We start from the raw sequence: 17,700 nt of genomic DNA on the forward strand, positions 1-17,700 counted from the left end.
ACAGGCCGGACATATGGATGCAAGCGATCCGATCAAACCTCAAAATGCTCTTGTGCCACGGGGGCCGTCCACATATGGGTCCCGGATCTGCGCTCCGCCCTGACAACGCTAGGCGTTGCCAGAGCTGAGCTTGTCCGGGACGATGGCGGAGTTTGTGACTCTTACACCGCCACTTCCTCACCGAGATACGCGACCGCCGCCTCAAGCCCGCCCTTGCCGTGCGGAATCTTCAGCGCGTTCAATCCGACCTCGATCACCCCGAGCGTGCCGAGCAGCATCGGCGCGTTCACGTGACCCATATGGGCGATGCGGAAGGCTTGTCCAGAGAGGTCGCCGATGCCGGTGCCGAGCACGACGCCGCACTTGTCCTTGCAATAGCGTTGCAGCACCGCCGGATCATGGCCGTTGCTCATGGTCACCGTGGTCACGGTGTTGGAGCGCTCGCTCGCCTCCGCGACGTTGAAGCCGAGCACCTGGCCTTCCGACCACATCGCGACCGCGCGGCGCGCGGCTTCGCCGAGCAGGTTGTGGCGGCGGAACGCGTTCTCCAGCCCTTCCTCGTGCAGCAGGTCGATCGCCTTGCGCAAAGCGAACAAGAGATGCACCGGCGCGGTGCCGGCATATTTGCGATAGTTCTCGGTGCCCTCGCGCTCGCTCCAGCTCCAATAGGGCGTCGACATATTGGCCTTCTTGTGCACCTCGAGCGCGCGCGCATTGGCGGCGACGAAGCCGAGGCCGGGTGGCGTCATCAGGCCCTTCTGCGAGCCGGACATCGCGACATCCACGCCCCATTTGTCCATCTCGAACGGCATGCAGCCGAGCGAAGCGACGGTGTCGACCATGTAGAGCGCGGGGTGGCCGCTGGCCTTGATCGCCTTGCCGATCGCCTCGATGTCGTTCTGCACGCCCGAGGCGGTGTCGACCTGGACGACGACGACGGCCTTGATCCTGTGCTCCTTGTCGCGGCGCAGGCGCTCCTCGACCTCATGCGGCCGCACCGCGCGGCGCCAGTCGCCCTTGAGCACCTCGACCTCGGCGCCCATCAGCGCCGCTGCATTGCCCCAGCCGATCGCGAAGCGGCCGCTCTCCAGCACCAGCACCTTGTCGCCGCGCGACAGCACGTTGCTCAGCGCCGCTTCCCAGGCGCCATGACCGTTGGCGATGTAGATGTAGGACTTGCCCTTGGTCGCAAACAGCTTCGAGATGTCACTGAGCAGGCTCTCGGTCAAATCGAGCATCTCCTTGGAGTAGATGTCGATCGCCGGACGGTGCATCGCCCGCAGCACCTCGTCGGGCATCGTGGTGGGCCCGGGGATGGCCAGAAATTCCCGGCCCGCGCGAACGGTCATTGCATTGGTCCTTGTTGCTTGAGAACAGGATGGTGGGTTGCTGAGTCTCACTTTTACGCGGCGTTGGAGGCCAAGAAAAGCGCGTAAAACGCAGGTCTGGGGCTCTTATCTCTTGGTCTCGCGACACCCGGCCGCTTCGGCCTCCTCGACCGAGCAGAACCAGCGGGTGCCCTTGCTGATCTTCATCTTGATCTGGGTGTACCAGCGGCTGGTCGGCTGGTGATAGATGCATTCGCCGGCGCTGTTCACATTGCCCTTGATGGTGCAGTCGGGTGAGGGCGCGACCGGTCCCGAGGCTGAGGCCAGCAGCACGGCATGCGCCCCTTCCGGCGGCTTGGTAGCGCCCAGGATGGCGGTCTTCTTGTTGCGCACGCGCCAGTCCCAGGGCGCGATGAAGGCGCCCTGCCACATGCCGGCTTTTGCCTCGCGCGCGGCGGCTTCGTCGGCGTCGTAATCGTGGGAGACGCGGGCATAGGACAGTGCCCAGCCGTTGCGCACCAGCCATTTCTGGATGTCCTCGCCGCCGACCTCGCAGCGCGCCACGGTGCGGCCGCGCCGGTCGATCGCGCGGGCGTGGCAGACCCAGTTCTTGCCCTCGGTGTATTTGGCGAGTTCCTCGCGCGCGGCCACGCCACAGGTCCACCGCTCGCTCTTGGTGTTGAGACAGAGCTGGTCGGACGACGGCGCGTCGATGCCGCCAAGCCGGATCCGCGTGTTGCCGATCACGACGGAATCGCCGTCGCGGACCTTTGCCGTGCCGGTGATGTCGGCAGCCTCAGCCAGCGAAGGGATAGCGAACAAAGACAGCGCAATCAGGACTTTTCGCAACATGCCGGTCCGGGTGTTCAGGACAATCTCGATAAGCCCAGTAATTGTGGTCGGCTTTTGGCCGCCCGGCCAGCTTATGCCTAACGATCGGGCTTTCAACTTCCTGTCATCTTGCGACGACCCTACGAGACCTATGTCCGGGGCACGAGACCTACCCCCGCCCCGCCATCGCCCGTTTCGCCACCGCCAGCCCCATCAGCACGAACGCCGACGTCACTTCGGGACCGCCGACCAGGATCCGCGTCGGCGTCTTCATCTTGTTCCACTCATAGGCGCGGAACGGGCCGCGGCGGCCGCCTTCGCCGAGGCTTGCAATGATGACGTTCAGCGCCGGTGCAAAGGCGCGCGGATCGGCGCCGAGATGGCCGAGCGCGATCAGCGCCAGCGCGGCGTCGAACACGTTCATCTCCGCGGCCATCAGCTCGCCCTTGACGTAGGAGAGCACGCGATGGCGGATGAAATCGAAATCGCCGTCGGGATCGATCGCCGCCTGCGCTGCCAGCGGCAGTGCCAGGAACGCCGCGTAACAGCGGCCGAAATAGGCGCTGTAGAGCTCCGGCAGATAATAGATGTGCGAGCGCGGATTGGCGAAGGCGCCGCTGGCAGCCAGCCGTTTCTGGAAACCGATGATCCGGTGCACGGTGGCGAGCCGGGCCGGCGTCTCCAACACCTTCCAGCGCGCGAGGTTGCGAAAGCTCACCTCGAGAATGTCGAGATTGAGCGTCGGATCGAGATCGTTGCCGTAGGGCCGCTCGCCGCTGAGATTGTCGATCCAGGTGGCGACGCCGCCCTCGTAGTCGATGTTGTCGTTGAGCGGCACGGTGATGCGCGGCGCATTGACACCGGCACGCACCTGGTAGCCGGCGTAGAAATCCAGCAGCGGCTGGTCGATGATCGCATCAAGGCAGCCGGCCTGCGTCGCCGCCGAGATCGAGCACGCCGTGGTGTCGCAATCCGGCACATAGATGCCGAAGCCGAGGTCCTGCTTGATCTGGGCAAAGAACCGGGAAAAGCGCGGATGCGGCGCCGGGGCGAGCGCGGTGATGACGTTGAAGCGTGCGCCGCCCAAGCCCTCGACTTCCTCGCGGCTGATATTGACGCAGAAATTCACCATGTCGGCGATCGCACGCTCCGCCGCGATCTTGTCGGCCAGCGAGGCGAGCCCGCTCTCGACGAAGCCGAGCAGCGCCTCGATGAAGAACGCATCGTAATAGGCCGAGCGGTGGCGGATCTGCACCGGCTCCCACATCGGCTCGGCGATGCCCTTCCAGGGCGGATTGACCACCGCGCGGGCCGGCGAGTGTGCGATGAAGACGCGCGCGAGGTTGAACAGCAGCGAGGAGTTCTTGTAGCCGCGCGCGTTCAGTCCCGTCAGCGCCATGATCAGCTCGCGGCCGCGGCAATCGGGATCGCCGATCAGGTTGAAGGCGGCATAGGTCGGCAGGAAGCCGTTCTTGCGGTACGAGCCGAGCAGGTGCTGCGCGCAGTCGCGGATCACGCCGTCGATCTCAGCGGCTTGCGGCATGGTGCCGGTGAACATGGCCGGCGGCGGCTTCGGGTGGTCGAGCGTGATGCTGTCGACGAGATCGGCCACGGGCTGGCCGACCGCCGCCCAATCCGGCTCCGCATCATCGCGGGCGCGCCTCAGCGCCTCGCGCAGCCGGGTCAGCTTCGCCTCGTCGCGCAGCTCGGGCAGCCCGGCCCGCCGCAGCAGCATCCGCAATGCGGGATTGCCGAGCGCGGTCTTGTAGAACTTTGCCAGGTGCAGGTCGCCGCTGGCGCTAGCCGCCAGCACGGGATCGCAGACCTCATAAAGAGAGGGGCCGTCCTTCCGCGCCGTCAGCGCCCGGCAGGCGGCGCCGGCAAAATAATGAAAGCTCATGAAATACCTGGTCGCGGGGCCTTGCCCGGGAGCTGCGAGCGCGCACCCGTCCGCCCACCACCCCCTGCAAGTCCTTGAAAAGCTACCCGGATTCGCAGGAAAAACAAATGTGATGGTGGTCACGGAAATAACAGGCACGAAGCCTGCATGATCCAGACCCCGGAAAGCTACGGGGATGCCATAAATCGAGAAATTCGGCCTGGAGAATTAACCAATAACTTCAGCGACTTAGCTCAAATTTTGGGCGATCTATTGCCGGCAGGGCGATATCCGGTTAAGGGTTTGTTTGGTGCGGCGCCGCAAATTGCGCGCAATTCGGGGGCACTCCCCGGGCCAATCCCTCAAACCTAAAGACGCTATCGCGCTACTCAAACAGTGTGCGCGCGCTTGGCTGGTCTTTGGCACTGACAGGAATGAACCGAGATGAATGTAAGGCAGCTCGACATTTCCCGACGCACCATCGCGGTGGCCGCAGCCCTCATCGGCACGGTGTCGCTGGTGATCGGCGCCCATGCTGCCCTCAACATGCGCGCGCTCGATGCCGCCAAGGCTGTGACGACCGACCAGATCACCGGCTCGATCGGCCAGACCTCGCGCCTCGCGCTCGTCATCGGCAATGGACATTATCCCGACGCCAGCGCGCCGCTGACGCAGTCGATCAACGACGCCCGCGCGCTGTCCTCGTCGCTGCGCAAGAACGGCTTTGACGTCGACATGGTGGAAGACGCGACCAAGGACGACATGGTTCGCGCCGTCAATCGCCTGAAGTCCAGAATCAAGCGCGACACGGTCGTCATGCTGTTCTTCGGCGGCTTCGGTGTGCAGGCCGGACGCGAGAGCTACATGCTGCCGGTCGACGCCGTGATCTGGAAGGAAAGCGACGTCCGCCGCCACGGCGTCTCCATCGAGGGCGTGCTCGAGATGATGAAGGAGCAGGGCGCCAAGGCCAAGCTCGTCGTCGTCGACGCTTCCCGCCGTAATCCCTACGAGCGCCGCTTCCGTTCCTACAGTCACGGCCTCGCGCCGATCAGCGCGCCCGACAATGCGCTGATCCTCTCCTCCGCCTCGCCCGGCAAGGTCGTCGACGACGGCAAGGGCGAGCACAGCGTGCTGGTCGGCGAGCTGCTCGGCAATCTCAATGCGCAGAGCGGCAGCGCCGAAGCCGTCTTCAACAAGACCCGCGTCGCCATCTCCCGCGCCTCCGAAGGCGGCCAGGTCCCGACCGTGTCGTCCTCGCTGCTCGAAGACGTCCATTTCGGCGAAGCCGGCAGCTAGTTCGCGGCAGTCGCCGCTCTCGGGTGGGCAAAGGCGCAACGCGCCGTGCCCACCATCCTTCCAGGATTTCGATAGAAGACGTGGGCACGCTTCCGCCGTCGCTCTTCGAGCTATGGCGGACAAGCCGCTTTGCCCACCCTACGATTATGTGTGCGTAGGCACGTCTGCCTCTCCATCGTCATTGCGAGGAGCTCTTGCGACGAAGCAATCCAGGATCCCTCCCCGGAGAGATTCTGGATTGCTTCGCTTCGCTCGCAATGACGATCGTGGCTGTTACTTCCCCGCTTCCGCGCTCGCCATCGCCGGGCGCACGGGATCGCCTTCGCGGAGCAGCGCGCCGGCGCGGGCGACGACGACGTCGCCCTCGTTGAGGCCGTCGCGGACCTCGATATTGCCGCCCGACATCAATCCGATCTCGACGCGCTTGGTCTCGACGCGGTTGCGGCGGATCACCTGCACCACGGTGCCGGCCGACGAATATTGCACGGCGGTGAGCGGCACCGCGACGTTGCAGCTCTGGCCGGTCTTGATCAGCGCGCGGCCGCTCGCGTTCAGCAGCAGCCGCTTCTGCGAGGAGATGCCGATATAGACCATGCCCTGCTGGATGTTCGGCTCGACGGTCGGCCCGATGCGGCGCACCTTGCCCTCGATGTCGCCGGCGCCTGCGATACGCACGGTCGCCGGCTGGTTGACGGCGAGCTTGCGCACGTCAGTGGTCGCGACCAGGCCCACGAGATCGTATTCGCTGCGCGCCACGATGGTGAACAGCGCCTCGCCCTTGGCCGAGGCTAAGTTGCCGATCTGGGCGGTGGAGGTCGCGATCACGCCGGCCACGGGAGCGGTGACCTGAAGCGTGCCGCCTTCGGGCAGCGCGAGGCGCGCCAGCACCTGGCCGGCCGTGGTGGTGTCGCCGGCTTCCGCCAGCACCTCCGTCACCTTCAGGCCCGGACGTTCGGGCCGCACCGAGCTTTCCTCGCGCGCGATGATCGTGCCGGTGGCTTCGACGATGTCGGAGAAGCAGGATTTCGCGACCTTGAGCACCGTGACCGCCGGCCCCTTGGGCGCGTCGTCATCGGCGGCTCCGGCCGGATATGGATCGAGGAGGAGCACTCCGGCAATGGCTGCGGGATACAGGCTTCGAACAACGGCACGGGACAAAGGGCGCATCGGAAATTCCACGGGGGCTATGCCTCCAAGCGATAGCAGATGGCGGGGGCCCGGACTACGGCAGCGTTGTCCCAAAGCGGGATGCCGCGCCGCCCGGGGTGACGCGGCAAGTCCCTTGATTAGTCGCTGGATTGGAGAACAGGTTCGCCGCCGGCCGGCCCGAGCGAACCGCTCAGCTCCGGCGATCGCCGAGCAGCTTGCCGGTGGCGCGGTCGATCAAATGCAGCCGCGTGCAGGCCGGACAGGGCACGGACACGTGCGTGCGATCGGCCGGTACGTCCTCGAGCCGATGCTGCACGTTCATGCCGGTCTGGGGGCACTTGAAGAGGATATGGCGGTCCATGACCGCCATATGATGGCAACGCCGGCCCCGCGAAATTACGGATGTTTACGTAGGTCGGTCGCGGCCCCTCACGGCAGGCTCAGGAATTCCACCCAGTTCGGCTTCTTGCCGGTCGGGTAGGACTTCAGCTTGGCCAGCACGCCGCTGCCCTGGTCGATCGCATAGACCGTCATGCCGTCGGAGAGCTCACCGACCGCGGCGAGGTAGCGCCCGCCGGGATCGATGTTGAAGCCGCGCGGCTGCTTCTCGGTCGGCACGCTGCCGATCGTGGTCAACTTGCCGCTGGCCGCGTCGACCTGGTAGGCGGCGATCGTGTTGGTGGTGCGCTCGGAGGCGTAGAGGAAGCGCCCGTCCGGCGTGATGTGGATGTCGGCGGCCCAAGGCTTCTTATCAGAATCTTTTCCGGTGAACCCTTCAGGCAGCGCGGTGGTACGCTGGACCTCGTCCCATGCGCCGCTCTTGGCTTCATAGGTGAACGCGGCGACATCGCCGTTCAGCTCGTGGAGGAGATAGACGAACTTGCCATTGGGGTGGAACACGAAGTGCCGCGGCCCCGATTTTTCCGGCAGCTTGTAGGCCGGCGGATCGCTCGGCGTGAGCGCACCGGTGGTGGGCTCGAACGCAAAGCTTAGCACCTGGTCGGAGCCGAGATTGGTTGCGAACACGAAACGGTTGTCGGGCGAGGGCAGGAAGGCGTGCGCGTTCAGCCCGGTCGGGATCACCTGCGTCGGTGCGCCCAACACGCCGTTCGCTCCAAGCGGATTCACCGCGACCTTGTTGCCGCCATAGGAAGCGCTGAACAGCACCTTGCCGCCGCGATCGGTGGCAATGTGGGCCATGCTGTCGGCGAGCGGCCCGTTGCCGATATGGCTGAGCTGGCCCGTCTTGGGGTCGATCGAAAAGCTCACCGCCTGGAATGGCTGCGAGCGGACGCCGGCAATCAGCACGCGGTGGTCGGGCGTGATCGCGAGCGGCGTCGAGGATCCCGGTTTTTCCACGCCGGTGAGGGCGGCGGTCTGCACCGGTGTCATCTCGCCGGTTTCGGCCAGCTTGAACACGCTGATGTCGTTGCTGTCGGCATTGCCGACATAGGCGAAGGTCTCGGCCATGCCGGCACGGGCTCCCAGGGTGAGGGCAAGAAAGGTGAGAGTGGTGGCAATCGCAGCGCGAGGCGTTGTGGACGCGATGCGGCGGGTCGGACTCGACATGGGCGTTCTCCTCGGGGGGCCAGTGCGGCGTTGTTGTTTTGCCGGAGAGGATAGCGGGCGGCAGGTTGCCGCACCAAATTCCAATTGAGATCGATCGATGCCGAAATTGTATCGGTTGCACTGATGCGGCTATCGCACCGCCGCCGTCAGATTGCGGGAGGGCAGGTGCGGGCCGGCCGGGCGGTCAGGCGGCCCGAGCACGGTCCACACCGCCACAGCAAGCAGGGCGCTGGTCAGAAGCGTCCAGGCGACCAGTCGTTTTCGCATCAGGCCAAATCCCGTTCGTCGCAAGTCCCGTCCGTCAAACGCGTGCGGCGATGCACGCCGTCATCGTGCACCGCAACGGACGACGCTCCTATGAACTCGTTCACAGGCGAAAACAGGGCAATGCAGGCGAACCAATGCCGGGCGCAGGCATTGACCCGGCATGCCCCGCGAAAACGATCTCGAAGGCAAGCCCGACATGGGCGGCAAGCATGGCGGTCAGGCCGGCCAGCCCAAGCCGCCGCCGCGCCCGCACGAAGGCCCGCGCGATGAGGATGTCGTGGCAAAGCGCCACACCGGTGAAACCGATCGCAGCTCCCCGCCGACCAAATCCAAATAGCGCCTCGCCCGCGCCGCGCTCGCGTCAGGAACGGCAGCCTCGCCTTGCCGCTACCTGATCCCGCAGGCGGAGGACGACAAAACGGAGGGTGGCACGTGTTTTGGATCTATTGGGACACCGCCTGGTCGATCATCATCAGCGGCATCATGTTCACCACCATCGTCACCCATCCCGACGCCGAGTTCGCCGAGATCCGTGCGGCCAAGCAGGTGAAATAAGCCTGTCCCGTGAGCCAGTCTGTAGGGTGGGTTAGCCGCTCACGCCCTCGCTCGTTCGCCAGCCGACAGTGCAAGGCGTAACCCACCACGCTCCAGGCGAGACCGGCGGTGGATTACGCCAAGCGGACTGCGCTTCGCGCATCCGCAAGGCTAACCCACCCTTACGAAGCCCACGCGCGCGCTCGATTCACACCTCGGACGTCGCATCATGGCGACGTCCGAGTGCGGCCCAGAGCGTCGTGTCTGGATGGCTGCTACGGTCAGGCCGTCTTGGTGGCGGCCACCGCGATCTGATTCGCGAAATTGCGATAGGAGTGCAGCGGACGACCCAGGATCCTGGTCAGACGCGCGACGTCGCCGTCCTCGGGGATCATTCCGTCGCTGACATAGCGCTCGGCCATCAGGCGCATTTCGTAGGCCATCCACTTCGGCATGAAGCCCGCCAGATTCTGCTCGAATCCGGTGGGATCATCGCCGCCATACACGACGGAGCGGCCGAGGATGTCGGACCAGATCGCAGCCACTTCCGGACCGGTCAGCGTGTCGGGGCCGACCAGATTGATGGTCTCGATCGGCAGTTCGCGAGGCGCCTGCTCGCGCCGGATCAACTCGATCGCTGCGACCTCGCCGATGTCGCGCGCGTCGACCATGGCGACACCCTTGCTGCCGATCGGCATCGGATAGATGCCGTGGTTCAAGATGACGTCCTTGATCATGAGCTCATTGTCGATGAAGTAGGACGGACGCAGGATCGTGGCGCTGAAGCCCATCTGCTCGATCATCCGCTCGGCGCCGGATTTCACCGCGAAGTGCGGCACGTTCACGAAGCGATCGGCGTGGATGACCGAGAGATAGACGAGGCGATCGACGCCCGCCTCGCGGGCGACGTTCAGGGTGATGAGCGCCTGGGTGAATTCGTCTCCCGTCACTGCATTGAGCAGGAACAGCGTGCTGACGCCGTTGAATGCGGTGCGCAGCTGCTCGATATCGAGCAGGTCGCCCTTCACGACCTTCACGCCGGCCGGGACATCGGCCTTCGCGGGATCGCGGGACAGCACGCGCACGTCCGCGCCGCGCTTGACGAGTTGCTGGACAACGTGGCGGCCGACACGGCCGGTGGCGCCGGTAACGAGGATAGTCATGGGGGGCACTCCTTTTTGGGATTGAGAAGACACCCCGCAAATTAGTGATCCACATTCGGGCCGATAGACGCTAATTATAGACCAATCGTCTCACTGGTGGAACGAATGGATCTTCTGGCCCTCGCTGACTTCAATCTCGTCGCCCGGCACGGAGGGTTTGGCCGGGCCGCACGGGCCTCCGGTCGCCCGAAAGCGACGCTGTCCCGCCGGGTCTCGGATCTGGAGGCTAGCCTCGATCTGCGCCTGTTCGAGCGCGGAGCACGCGCCCTGAAACTCACCGAGGAAGGGCGGGCACTCTACGAACGGACAGGAGCATTGCTCGCCGAGCTCGATGAGACGGCAGCCGCGATCGCTTCAGGCGGCGACAGGCCGCGCGGCAGGCTGCGGATCAGCGCGCCGCTCCTGTTCTCGCAGACTGCGATGGGAAAGCTGGCCGCTCTGTTCGCGCTGAAATATCCGGAGGTCCGGCTCGAGGTCACGACGGAGGATCGCACCGTCGACATGATCGAGGAAGGCTATGACCTGGTGATCCGCATCAATCCGGATCCGGGCGAAACTCTTGTCGGACGAATCTTCCTGCGTGATCGGCTGGTGGTCGTGGCGAGCCCGAGCCTCGGTCGTCCCACCGGCAATGTCGCAGTGCCGGCGGTCGTGCGCGGAGCAGGCGACCTGAATTCCGTCTGGGAGGTGACGGCGCCAAACGGAAGATCAAATATCAGGGTCGAACCAGTGCTTCGCCTGTCGTCTCTCATCATGGTCCGCGATGCGGTGCGCGCGGGCGTCGGGGCTGCGCGGCTCCCCGTCTCGCTCGTGAGTCACGACCTGGCGGCCGGCAAGCTTGTGCATTGGGGCGATGTCGACGGACCCGAGATCGCTCTCTGGACGCTCTATCCATCGCGCCGGCTGCTGAGTGCGCGCGTGTCCGCGTTCCTCGACTGTCTCAAGGACGCATTTCCCTCCGGCACGCCGGAGGAATTTGCATCGTTTATCGATTGAGCCCTATTGCAGGACCTTCGGCATGACGACGACGACGTCGATCTGCTTGCCGAGCACCCGCGATACGACCGCGGCGATGAGAGGCGAGTATCCGTCCTCGATGTCGGAGGCGACGTCCTCGTTCCTGGCGACGGCATAGAGCATCGTACCCTCGATCTCGTCGAAGCGGATGCCCGCGAAGACGTGATCGAATGTCTCGGCGCCGACGATGCCTGCCATGAGCGCCTGGATGGCCTGGTCCTGGACGAGTGTGAGCTTCATCATGCCGATGAGATATGGAACCTTCGCGCGATTGCAAGGTGCGGAGCGACGCGGGACGTAACGGCGCCCGGCTTGATCTAAATCATCCGAACACAGCCGATTTCGTGGAGAATCCCTGCAAACAGAGAGGTTCACGTGTCCTTTGAACGTTCGAGTATCGCGTCGCCGGCATTTCGCTCGAAGATCATGTCGGCCGATGATGCCGCGGCGCTGGTGCCGCATGGCGCGAATGTCGGGATGAGCGGCTTTACGGGATCAGGTCATCCGAAGGTGGTCCCGGGAGCGCTCGCGCGCCGGATCGGGCAGGCGCATGCGCGCGGTGAAGAATTCCGGATCGGCGTGTGGACCGGCGCCTCGACCGCGCCCGATCTCGACGGCGCGTTGTCCAGGGTCGATGGCGTTGAATTGCGCTTGCCCTATCAGTCGGACGCGATCACGCGCGAGCGCATCAATGCCGGCGCGATGGAATACATCGACATCCATCTCAGTCATGTCGCGCAGTTCGTCTGGTTCGGTTTTCTCGGCCATCTCGACGTCGCGCTCGTCGAAGTCACGGCCATCCTGCCGGATGGCAGCCTGGTGCCCTCGACGTCCGTCGGCAACAACAAGACCTGGCTGGATCAGGCCGATCGCGTCATCCTCGAGGTCAATTCGGGAATGAGCACGTCGCTCGAGGGCATGCACGATGTCTACTACGGCACGAGACTGCCGCCGCATCGCAAGCCCGTCCCCATCATCGCGCCGGGCGACAGGATCGGCGAACCCACGTTTCGCTGCGATCCCGGCAAGGTGATTGCGGTGGTCGAGACCAATGCTCCGGATCGCGACACGACCTTCGCCGCGCCGGATGCGACGTCCAGGGCCATCGCCGGTCACATTCTCGAATTTCTCGACCACGAGGTTCGCCGTGGCAGGCTGCCGCCGGAATTACTGCCGATCCAGTCCGGGGTCGGCAATGTGGCCAATGCGGTGATGGCGGGCCTCGAAGACGGTCCTTTCGCCGGGCTGACCGCCTATACCGAAGTGTTGCAGGACGGCATGCTGAACCTGCTTCGGTCCGGCCGCATGACGCTCGCTTCCGCCACCGCGCTGTCGTTCAGCGCCGACGCGACGACGCAGTTCAACCGCGAGATCGACAGACTCAAGCGCAAGATCGTGCTGCGTACGCAGGAAATCTCCAACCATCCGGAGGTGATCCGGCGGCTCGGTGTGATCGCCATGAATGGACTGATTGAGGCGGATATCTACGGCAACGTCAACTCGACCCATATTCGCGGCTCCGCCATCATGAACGGCATCGGCGGCTCCGGTGATTTTGCCCGTAACGCATACCTTTCGATCTTCATGACGCCGTCGACCGCCAAGGGTGGGTCGATCTCGGCCATCGTGCCGATGGTGACGCATGTCGATCATACCGAGCACGACGTCCAGATCATCGTGACCGAGCACGGTCTGGCCGACCTGCGCGGCCTGTCGCCGAAGCAGCGCGCCGCGGTCATCATCGGCAATGCGGCGCACCCGTCGTTCCGGCCGGCACTGAAGGATTACTTCGAGCGCGCGTGCCGGCTCTCGTCCGGAAAACACACGCCGCATCTGCTGGACGAAGCCTTCCACATGATCACGCCGGCGGGCTGAAGCGCGAGCCCCGGCGTGTAGGCCCTAAGCCGCTTCCGCCTGCGCCGACAGCAGCTGCTTCAGCTTCGCCGCCGGCACGGCCGGGCTGAACAGCCAGCCCTGCATCTGGCTGCATCCGAGCTGGCGCAGCACCTCGCGCTGGGCTTCGGTCTCGACGCCTTCCGCCGTCGTCGCCATGTGGCGGGCGGCGGCCATGTGCACCACGGCCTGCACGATCGGCGAGGAATCCTCGGGCTCGCCGATGTCGCTGATGAAGCTGCGGTCGATCTTGATCTTGTCGAACGGGAAGCGGTGCAGATAGCTCAGCGACGAATAGCCGGTGCCGAAATCGTCGAGCGCGATGCGCACGCCGAGCTCGCGCAGCTGCTGCAGGATCGTCAGCGCCTCCTCGTCGTCGCGGATCAGGACGGTCTCGGTGATCTCGAGCTCGAGCCGTCCGGGTGCAAGACCTGAGTCCGCAAGCGCGGCGGCGACCTTCAACGCCAGCGACCTGGAGCGGAACTGCACCGGCGAGACGTTGACCGCGATGTGGATATTGCCCGGCCAGCTGGCGGCCTCATTGCAGGCCTGCTTCAGCACCCATTCGCCGATCTCGCCGATCAGTCCGGTGTCTTCCGCGACCGGAATGAAATCCGCCGGCGAGACCATGCCGCGCTCGGGATGGCGCCAGCGCAATAGCGCCTCGCAGCCGGTGACGACATTGGCGGCGAGATCGACCAGCGGCTGATAGTGCACCTCGAACTCGCCGCGCGCGAGCGCCTGGCGCAAATCGAGCTCGAGCTGGCGGCGCTGCCGCGCCTTGGCGTCGTATTCGCTCACGAAGACGCGGAAGGTGCCGCGGCCTTCCGATTTCGCCGCGTACATCGCGAGATCGGCGCACTTGAGCAGATCGTCGAGATTGTCGCCATGCTCCGGCGCGATCGCGATGCCGATGCTGGCATCGGTCGCAATCTCCTGGCCCTTGCAGTTCACCGGCGCACGCAGCGTGTTGAGGATCGTGTCCGCCAGCGCCGTCAGCTCGGCGTGATCACAGGTCCCGGCCTTGACGATGGCGAATTCGTCGCCGCCGAGCCGCGCGACGAGGTCGTTGCCGCTGACGCAGGCGCGCAGGCGGTTCGCGACCTGGCGCAGCAGCTCGTCGCCGACCTCGTGTCCCAGCGAATCGTTGACGCCCTTGAACTCGTCGACGTCGATATAGAGAATCGCGAACGGCTTGCCCTGGGCAAGCTCGGCGACGCGGCGCTCCAGATGGCTGCGCATCAGCACGCGGTTGGGCAGGTCGGTCAGCGCGTCGTAATGCGCCATATGCGCGATGCGTTCGTCGGCGCGGATGCGCTCGGTGACGTCGTCATGGGTGGCAAGCCAGCCGCCGGCGGCGCCGGGCTGGTTCTTGATCTCGATCAGGCGGCCGTCACCCGTCTCCACGATCGAGCTGTGCGTCTGGTCGGCGCTGCCCAGGATGCCGTCGCAATAGGCATCGACGTTGCCGTCGAAGGAGCCGGTGTCGTGGCGGTGCTGGATCACGTCGCGGAAATGGGCGCCAGGCTTCACGATGTCGGCGGAGAGGCGGTACATCTCGATGTAGCGCCGGTTGCAGACGATCAGCCGCTCGTCCTGGTCGAACATCAGAAGGCCCTGCGTCATCGTGTTCATCGCGGTGTCGAGCCGCTGCTTCTCGAGCAAGAGCCGGCGCGTCACCTGGCGGAAGATCAGGAACAGCGTGAGCACGAGCAGGGCGATCGACGTCACGGCGACGGCGACGAAGAATTTCGTCTGCGTACGCCAGGTGGCGAGCGTTGCGTCCAGCGATTTGGTCGCGACCACGACCAGCGGCTCGCCGGTCAAGAGGCGCGAGGCGACGATGCGGTCTTTGCCGTCGATCGGGCTCGCGAGCTGGGTCGTGACGAAGGTGCGCTCGAACACCGCCATCTGCTCCGGCGTGCCCTTGCGAAATCTCTGCCCGATCATGGTCTCGACGTGCGGGATGCGCGCAAGCAGCTGGCCGTTCTGGTGGTGCATCGCGATCGAGGATTCCTCGCCGAGCCCGGTCGAGGCAAAGAAGGATTCGAGCTGGTCGGGCGCAATCGCGCGCGTGACGATGCCGAGGAACTCGCCACGCGGACCGGAGACGCGCCGCGCGAACACGATCGCCGGTCCGTTGCCGAGCCGTCCCGGCACGACCTCGACCTCTTCCTGCGCGGCCGGGTCGTTCTTGAGGCGATTGAAATAGCCGCGGTCCGTGATCGAGACGTCGGCGACCGGCCAGCGCCGCGACGAGTTGATCAGGATGCCGCCAGAGTCGAACACATTGGCGCCGGCGACGTCGGACCAGCCGCTGGCTTTGGCGCGCAGCAACTCATGCATGGCGAGCGTGCCCATCTCGCTGCGGAAGACGTCGGCGGATTCGATGCCGTGGCTTTCGAGCTCCGCGATGATGCCTTTTTGCAGCACCGCGAAATCCTCGAACTCGCGGTCGAAATGGCGGGCCAGCAGGCGGACGGCGCTCTCGAGGCTGTCGCGGCCGCTCTCGATCGCGTTCTGCCGGAAACGGTCGACGGTGAGCGCTGTGCCGATGGCGGTCGCAAGCATCAGCACGAAGCCGCCGGCGATCAGCCATGTCAGCGGCGCCCCGCGCCAACGACGGAGCAGCGCGCGCATGCGCGCGGTCCATCGGATCGATGTGCCCATCCAGCCCTCCCGTGGGATGCAAGATGCAGCAAAACCGACAAGACCCCGTTACCATTGAGGGTTAGGAAAATATGAATCGGAGCGGAATCAGGGGGTTGGTTCCGTCGCGCAGAATGCCGGAAATCGTGGACTGCGCTTCGCGCAGCCGCCAGCTAACCCACCCTACGAAGCAGCACTCACCGCTTGATCTCCCACTCCAGCGCTTCCGCGTTCTCCTTGGCGAACATCTTGGGCACGTCGAACTTGCCGGTCTTGAGGTCATAGCGGCATTTCCAATCCGCCAATCCCTTCACGGCGACGTTCTTCGGATGCTTGTCCATCTCGCCCGACAGCGAGATCAGGAGGTAGCGGTTGTTCGGCCAGTCGACGCCGAGCCAGCGATAGCCGTCCTCCGTGCCCTTCATCAGATTGGCCGAGATGTGGTAGTCGAGCTTCATCTTCTTGGTGTCGGGCCGGCTGTGGAAATAGGCCCAGGCGAGATCGCTGAGCGATTTCTTCGTCGCGTTCACGAAGGCACCGTTCTCGATATGGTAGAGAAAGAGATCCTGCTCGCCCGAGCCGGTCTTCTGCATCCGCACCAGCCATTGCGAGTCGCTGGTGAAGCGGAAGCCGGCGCCATAGCCCTGCTCGGGCTTCAGCTCCGTCATCTGATCGCCGCGCCGCGCCCAGACCTGCCATTTGACGCCGAAAAGGTCTTCGCTGTCCTTCATGTACTGCTCGAGCTTGGTGGCGCCGTCGGGCGAGGTGAAGGCGAGATCCTCATTGTCGGTGAGAACGTAGCCCGGCGGCGGGCCGGCGGCAGCGAGCGTGGGGGACGTGGCGAGCATCAGGGCGAGCGCCAGCCATGGCGCGGTGCGAAAAAATGCGGTCATGGAAAAGTCCTTGAAAAATAGCCGCAGCGCGGCCTCGCTCATTTGACGCCGAAGGGGCCGCGCCGGTTCATCCGCGGCGTCCGGGAACGATGGCCGATCATCCCTTTGAGCGACTTGCTGCCGCAACCAAATCGGCGCAATTTGCCGTCATCGGCAAATTTGCCAGCAAGGGGTCGACCTCATGATAACCGCAACCAAGGCCCTCATTGCGTTCTGCCTGCTCGCGGTGGCCGGCACCGTCCTTGTGATCGGTCCCACCGAGCTGCGCCGTCTGTTGCCGGGCGGAGCGGGCACCGAGATCGCTGTCGCCGCCAAGCCTGAAGCCAAGGGCGAGACCAAGGCCGCAGCCAAGGCAGAGTCCAAACCCGAAGAACCGAAGCTCGCCGCCGCACAGCCCGCGCCGGCGCCGGCTGCCGCGCCGAAGCCGGCGGCCGAGGCGCAGAAGCAGGTCACGGCCGCGCTTGCCGATCTCGCACCGGTCAAGCCGCAGCCCTCCGCGACCGACGCCGGGCCCCGGTTCGATGTCGCCCGCATCGACGATCATGGCGAGGCGGCGGTGATCGCGGGCCAGGCCGCGCCGGGAGCGAAGGTCGAGCTGCTGCGCGACGGCCAGCCGCTGCATTCGGTCACGGCGGATGCGTCGGGCCAGTTCGTCATGACGCCGCCGCAGCTTCCCGCCGGCAGCTACGAGTTGACGCTCCGCGCCAGGGCGCCCGATGGCACCGTCACGCAGTCCAGCCGGACCATGCCGGTGATCATTGCGGAGGCCGCACCGCCGCCCGCGCGCCCCGCGCCGGTTGCAAGGCAGGAGACGAAACCGGCCGAGAAGGTGGACGACAAGTCGGATGTCGTGGCGGCGCTGTCGTCGGCTGCACCGCACCTCTCTTCAACGCCTGACAGGCCCGCGGTTCGCCCCAGAATGATGGCGGCGCCGAAACCGAGGAGCATGGCGCGCGCGCCTGCCGCCACGACCGTCGCATCGGCCTCGCCGGCAGACGCCCTCGGCGCCGCACCGGCCGAGGCCGGCGGCAGCCGGGTGATCTCCCGCGGCGACAGCCTGTGGGCACTCAGCCGGCTCGCCTATGGCGACGGCGCCCGCTACGCGGTGATCTTCAACGCCAATCGCGACAAGATTCGCAATCCGAACCTGATCTACCCCGGCCAGACGTTCGTGTTGCCGCAGAAGGCGCAGTGAGCGCGGCGCCTCGGCGCTGCGACAATCGGGATTCTCT

General features: G+C 65.3%; 17 protein-coding genes. 6 read left to right on the forward strand and 11 right to left on the reverse strand.

Going from position 1 to position 17,700, the window contains the following annotated elements; translation table 11 throughout:
- Positions 1–161: 161 nt before the first annotated feature.
- From GGD63_RS34295 to GGD63_RS34305, 3 genes are all read right to left on the reverse strand, one after another.
- The gene (locus GGD63_RS34295) at positions 162–1,349 is read right to left on the reverse strand and encodes an alanine--glyoxylate aminotransferase family protein (protein WP_183248854.1); all 1,188 of its coding nucleotides are present in this window, start codon (positions 1,347–1,349) and stop codon (positions 162–164) included.
- Positions 1,350–1,454: 105 nt separating this feature from the next.
- The gene (locus tag GGD63_RS34300) at positions 1,455–2,180 is read right to left on the reverse strand and encodes a thermonuclease family protein (RefSeq protein ID WP_183248856.1); all 726 of its coding nucleotides are present in this window, start codon (positions 2,178–2,180) and stop codon (positions 1,455–1,457) included.
- 148 nt (positions 2,181–2,328) lie between these two features.
- Positions 2,329–4,059 (reverse strand): hypothetical protein, encoded by a 1,731-nt coding sequence (locus GGD63_RS34305; RefSeq protein WP_183248858.1) that lies wholly within the window; start codon positions 4,057–4,059, stop codon positions 2,329–2,331.
- Between the two features lie 423 nt (positions 4,060–4,482).
- Between GGD63_RS34305 and GGD63_RS34310 the strand changes: the two genes are divergently transcribed.
- On the forward strand, positions 4,483–5,334 hold the full coding sequence (locus GGD63_RS34310; RefSeq protein ID WP_183248859.1) for a caspase family protein: 852 nt from the start codon (positions 4,483–4,485) through the stop codon (positions 5,332–5,334).
- A gap of 273 nt (positions 5,335–5,607) precedes the next feature.
- Here GGD63_RS34310 and GGD63_RS34315 read toward each other — a convergent pair whose 3' ends face one another.
- The 4 genes from GGD63_RS34315 to GGD63_RS34330 form a co-directional block, all read right to left on the reverse strand.
- On the reverse strand, positions 5,608–6,501 hold the full coding sequence (locus tag GGD63_RS34315) for an efflux RND transporter periplasmic adaptor subunit (RefSeq protein ID WP_183248861.1): 894 nt from the start codon (positions 6,499–6,501) through the stop codon (positions 5,608–5,610).
- A 172-nt stretch (positions 6,502–6,673) separates the two neighbouring features.
- A complete protein-coding gene (locus tag GGD63_RS34320) occupies positions 6,674–6,844 on the reverse strand; it encodes a hypothetical protein (RefSeq protein WP_183248863.1) in 171 nt (56 codons plus the stop codon).
- 68 nt (positions 6,845–6,912) lie between these two features.
- Positions 6,913–8,052, reverse strand: coding sequence for a beta-propeller fold lactonase family protein (locus GGD63_RS34325; RefSeq protein ID WP_183248865.1), 1,140 nt, complete (start codon positions 8,050–8,052; stop codon positions 6,913–6,915).
- Positions 8,053–8,181: 129 nt separating this feature from the next.
- Positions 8,182–8,319: a hypothetical protein gene (locus tag GGD63_RS34330; protein WP_183248867.1), complete on the reverse strand. Its 138-nt coding sequence runs from the start codon at positions 8,317–8,319 to the stop codon at positions 8,182–8,184.
- Between the two features lie 160 nt (positions 8,320–8,479).
- Between GGD63_RS34330 and GGD63_RS34335 the strand changes: the two genes are divergently transcribed.
- Positions 8,480–8,656 carry a hypothetical protein gene (locus GGD63_RS34335; protein ID WP_183248869.1) on the forward strand — a complete coding sequence of 59 codons (177 nt, stop codon included), beginning with the start codon at positions 8,480–8,482 and terminating at the stop codon, positions 8,654–8,656.
- A gap of 95 nt (positions 8,657–8,751) precedes the next feature.
- Positions 8,752–8,874 carry a hypothetical protein gene (locus GGD63_RS40670; RefSeq protein WP_260387549.1) on the forward strand — a complete coding sequence of 41 codons (123 nt, stop codon included), beginning with the start codon at positions 8,752–8,754 and terminating at the stop codon, positions 8,872–8,874.
- A 260-nt stretch (positions 8,875–9,134) separates the two neighbouring features.
- Here the strand turns inward: GGD63_RS40670 and GGD63_RS34340 are convergent, their stop codons facing one another.
- The gene (locus GGD63_RS34340) at positions 9,135–10,016 is read right to left on the reverse strand and encodes an SDR family oxidoreductase (RefSeq protein ID WP_183248870.1); all 882 of its coding nucleotides are present in this window, start codon (positions 10,014–10,016) and stop codon (positions 9,135–9,137) included.
- A 105-nt stretch (positions 10,017–10,121) separates the two neighbouring features.
- Between GGD63_RS34340 and GGD63_RS34345 the strand changes: the two genes are divergently transcribed.
- Positions 10,122–11,012, forward strand: coding sequence for a LysR family transcriptional regulator (locus GGD63_RS34345; RefSeq protein ID WP_183248872.1), 891 nt, complete (start codon positions 10,122–10,124; stop codon positions 11,010–11,012).
- A 3-nt stretch (positions 11,013–11,015) separates the two neighbouring features.
- On the opposite strand, the gene GGD63_RS34350 is transcribed toward GGD63_RS34345, so the two are convergent.
- A complete protein-coding gene (locus GGD63_RS34350; protein WP_183248874.1) occupies positions 11,016–11,276 on the reverse strand; it encodes a hypothetical protein in 261 nt (86 codons plus the stop codon).
- Positions 11,277–11,459: 183 nt separating this feature from the next.
- Here GGD63_RS34350 and GGD63_RS34355 point away from each other — a divergent pair, with 183 nt between their 5' ends.
- Positions 11,460–12,908, forward strand: a complete 1,449-nt coding sequence (locus GGD63_RS34355; RefSeq protein ID WP_183248967.1) for an acetyl-CoA hydrolase/transferase family protein — start codon at positions 11,460–11,462, stop codon at positions 12,906–12,908.
- A 24-nt stretch (positions 12,909–12,932) separates the two neighbouring features.
- Here GGD63_RS34355 and GGD63_RS34360 read toward each other — a convergent pair whose 3' ends face one another.
- Together GGD63_RS34360 and GGD63_RS34365 are read right to left on the reverse strand one after the other, a co-directional pair.
- Entirely contained in the window at positions 12,933–15,596 is a 2,664-nt protein-coding gene (locus tag GGD63_RS34360) for an EAL domain-containing protein (protein WP_183248877.1), read from the reverse strand.
- A gap of 176 nt (positions 15,597–15,772) precedes the next feature.
- Positions 15,773–16,468, reverse strand: coding sequence for a hypothetical protein (locus GGD63_RS34365; RefSeq protein WP_183248879.1), 696 nt, complete (start codon positions 16,466–16,468; stop codon positions 15,773–15,775).
- Positions 16,469–16,649: 181 nt separating this feature from the next.
- Here GGD63_RS34365 and GGD63_RS34370 point away from each other — a divergent pair, with 181 nt between their 5' ends.
- Positions 16,650–17,663, forward strand: a complete 1,014-nt coding sequence (locus GGD63_RS34370; protein ID WP_183248881.1) for a LysM peptidoglycan-binding domain-containing protein — start codon at positions 16,650–16,652, stop codon at positions 17,661–17,663.
- The last annotated feature ends 37 nt before the right edge of the window (positions 17,664–17,700 follow it).

The organism is Bradyrhizobium sp. cir1 (assembly GCF_014198245.1).
GTDB lineage: Bacteria > Pseudomonadota > Alphaproteobacteria > Rhizobiales > Xanthobacteraceae > Bradyrhizobium.

Bases quoted from the DNA above. Each gene is read 5' to 3' on its own strand.
- GGD63_RS34295 (WP_183248854.1), bottom strand. From the start codon at position 1,349: ATGACCGTTCGCGCGGGCCGGGAATTTCTGGCCATCCCCGGGCCCACC.
- GGD63_RS34300 (WP_183248856.1), bottom strand. From the start codon at position 2,180: ATGTTGCGAAAAGTCCTGATTGCGCTGTCTTTGTTCGCTATCCCTTCG.
- GGD63_RS34305 (WP_183248858.1), bottom strand. From the start codon at position 4,059: ATGAGCTTTCATTATTTTGCCGGCGCCGCCTGCCGGGCGCTGACGGCG.
- GGD63_RS34310 (WP_183248859.1), top strand. From the start codon at position 4,483: ATGAATGTAAGGCAGCTCGACATTTCCCGACGCACCATCGCGGTGGCC.
- GGD63_RS34315 (WP_183248861.1), bottom strand. From the start codon at position 6,501: ATGCGCCCTTTGTCCCGTGCCGTTGTTCGAAGCCTGTATCCCGCAGCC.
- GGD63_RS34320 (WP_183248863.1), bottom strand. From the start codon at position 6,844: ATGGACCGCCATATCCTCTTCAAGTGCCCCCAGACCGGCATGAACGTG.
- GGD63_RS34325 (WP_183248865.1), bottom strand. From the start codon at position 8,052: ATGTCGAGTCCGACCCGCCGCATCGCGTCCACAACGCCTCGCGCTGCG.
- GGD63_RS34330 (WP_183248867.1), bottom strand. From the start codon at position 8,319: ATGCGAAAACGACTGGTCGCCTGGACGCTTCTGACCAGCGCCCTGCTT.
- GGD63_RS34335 (WP_183248869.1), top strand. From the start codon at position 8,480: ATGCCCCGCGAAAACGATCTCGAAGGCAAGCCCGACATGGGCGGCAAG.
- GGD63_RS34340 (WP_183248870.1), bottom strand. From the start codon at position 10,016: ATGACTATCCTCGTTACCGGCGCCACCGGCCGTGTCGGCCGCCACGTT.
- GGD63_RS34345 (WP_183248872.1), top strand. From the start codon at position 10,122: ATGGATCTTCTGGCCCTCGCTGACTTCAATCTCGTCGCCCGGCACGGA.
- GGD63_RS34350 (WP_183248874.1), bottom strand. From the start codon at position 11,276: ATGATGAAGCTCACACTCGTCCAGGACCAGGCCATCCAGGCGCTCATG.
- GGD63_RS34355 (WP_183248967.1), top strand. From the start codon at position 11,460: ATGTCGGCCGATGATGCCGCGGCGCTGGTGCCGCATGGCGCGAATGTC.
- GGD63_RS34360 (WP_183248877.1), bottom strand. From the start codon at position 15,596: ATGGGCACATCGATCCGATGGACCGCGCGCATGCGCGCGCTGCTCCGT.
- GGD63_RS34365 (WP_183248879.1), bottom strand. From the start codon at position 16,468: ATGACCGCATTTTTTCGCACCGCGCCATGGCTGGCGCTCGCCCTGATG.
- GGD63_RS34370 (WP_183248881.1), top strand. From the start codon at position 16,650: ATGATAACCGCAACCAAGGCCCTCATTGCGTTCTGCCTGCTCGCGGTG.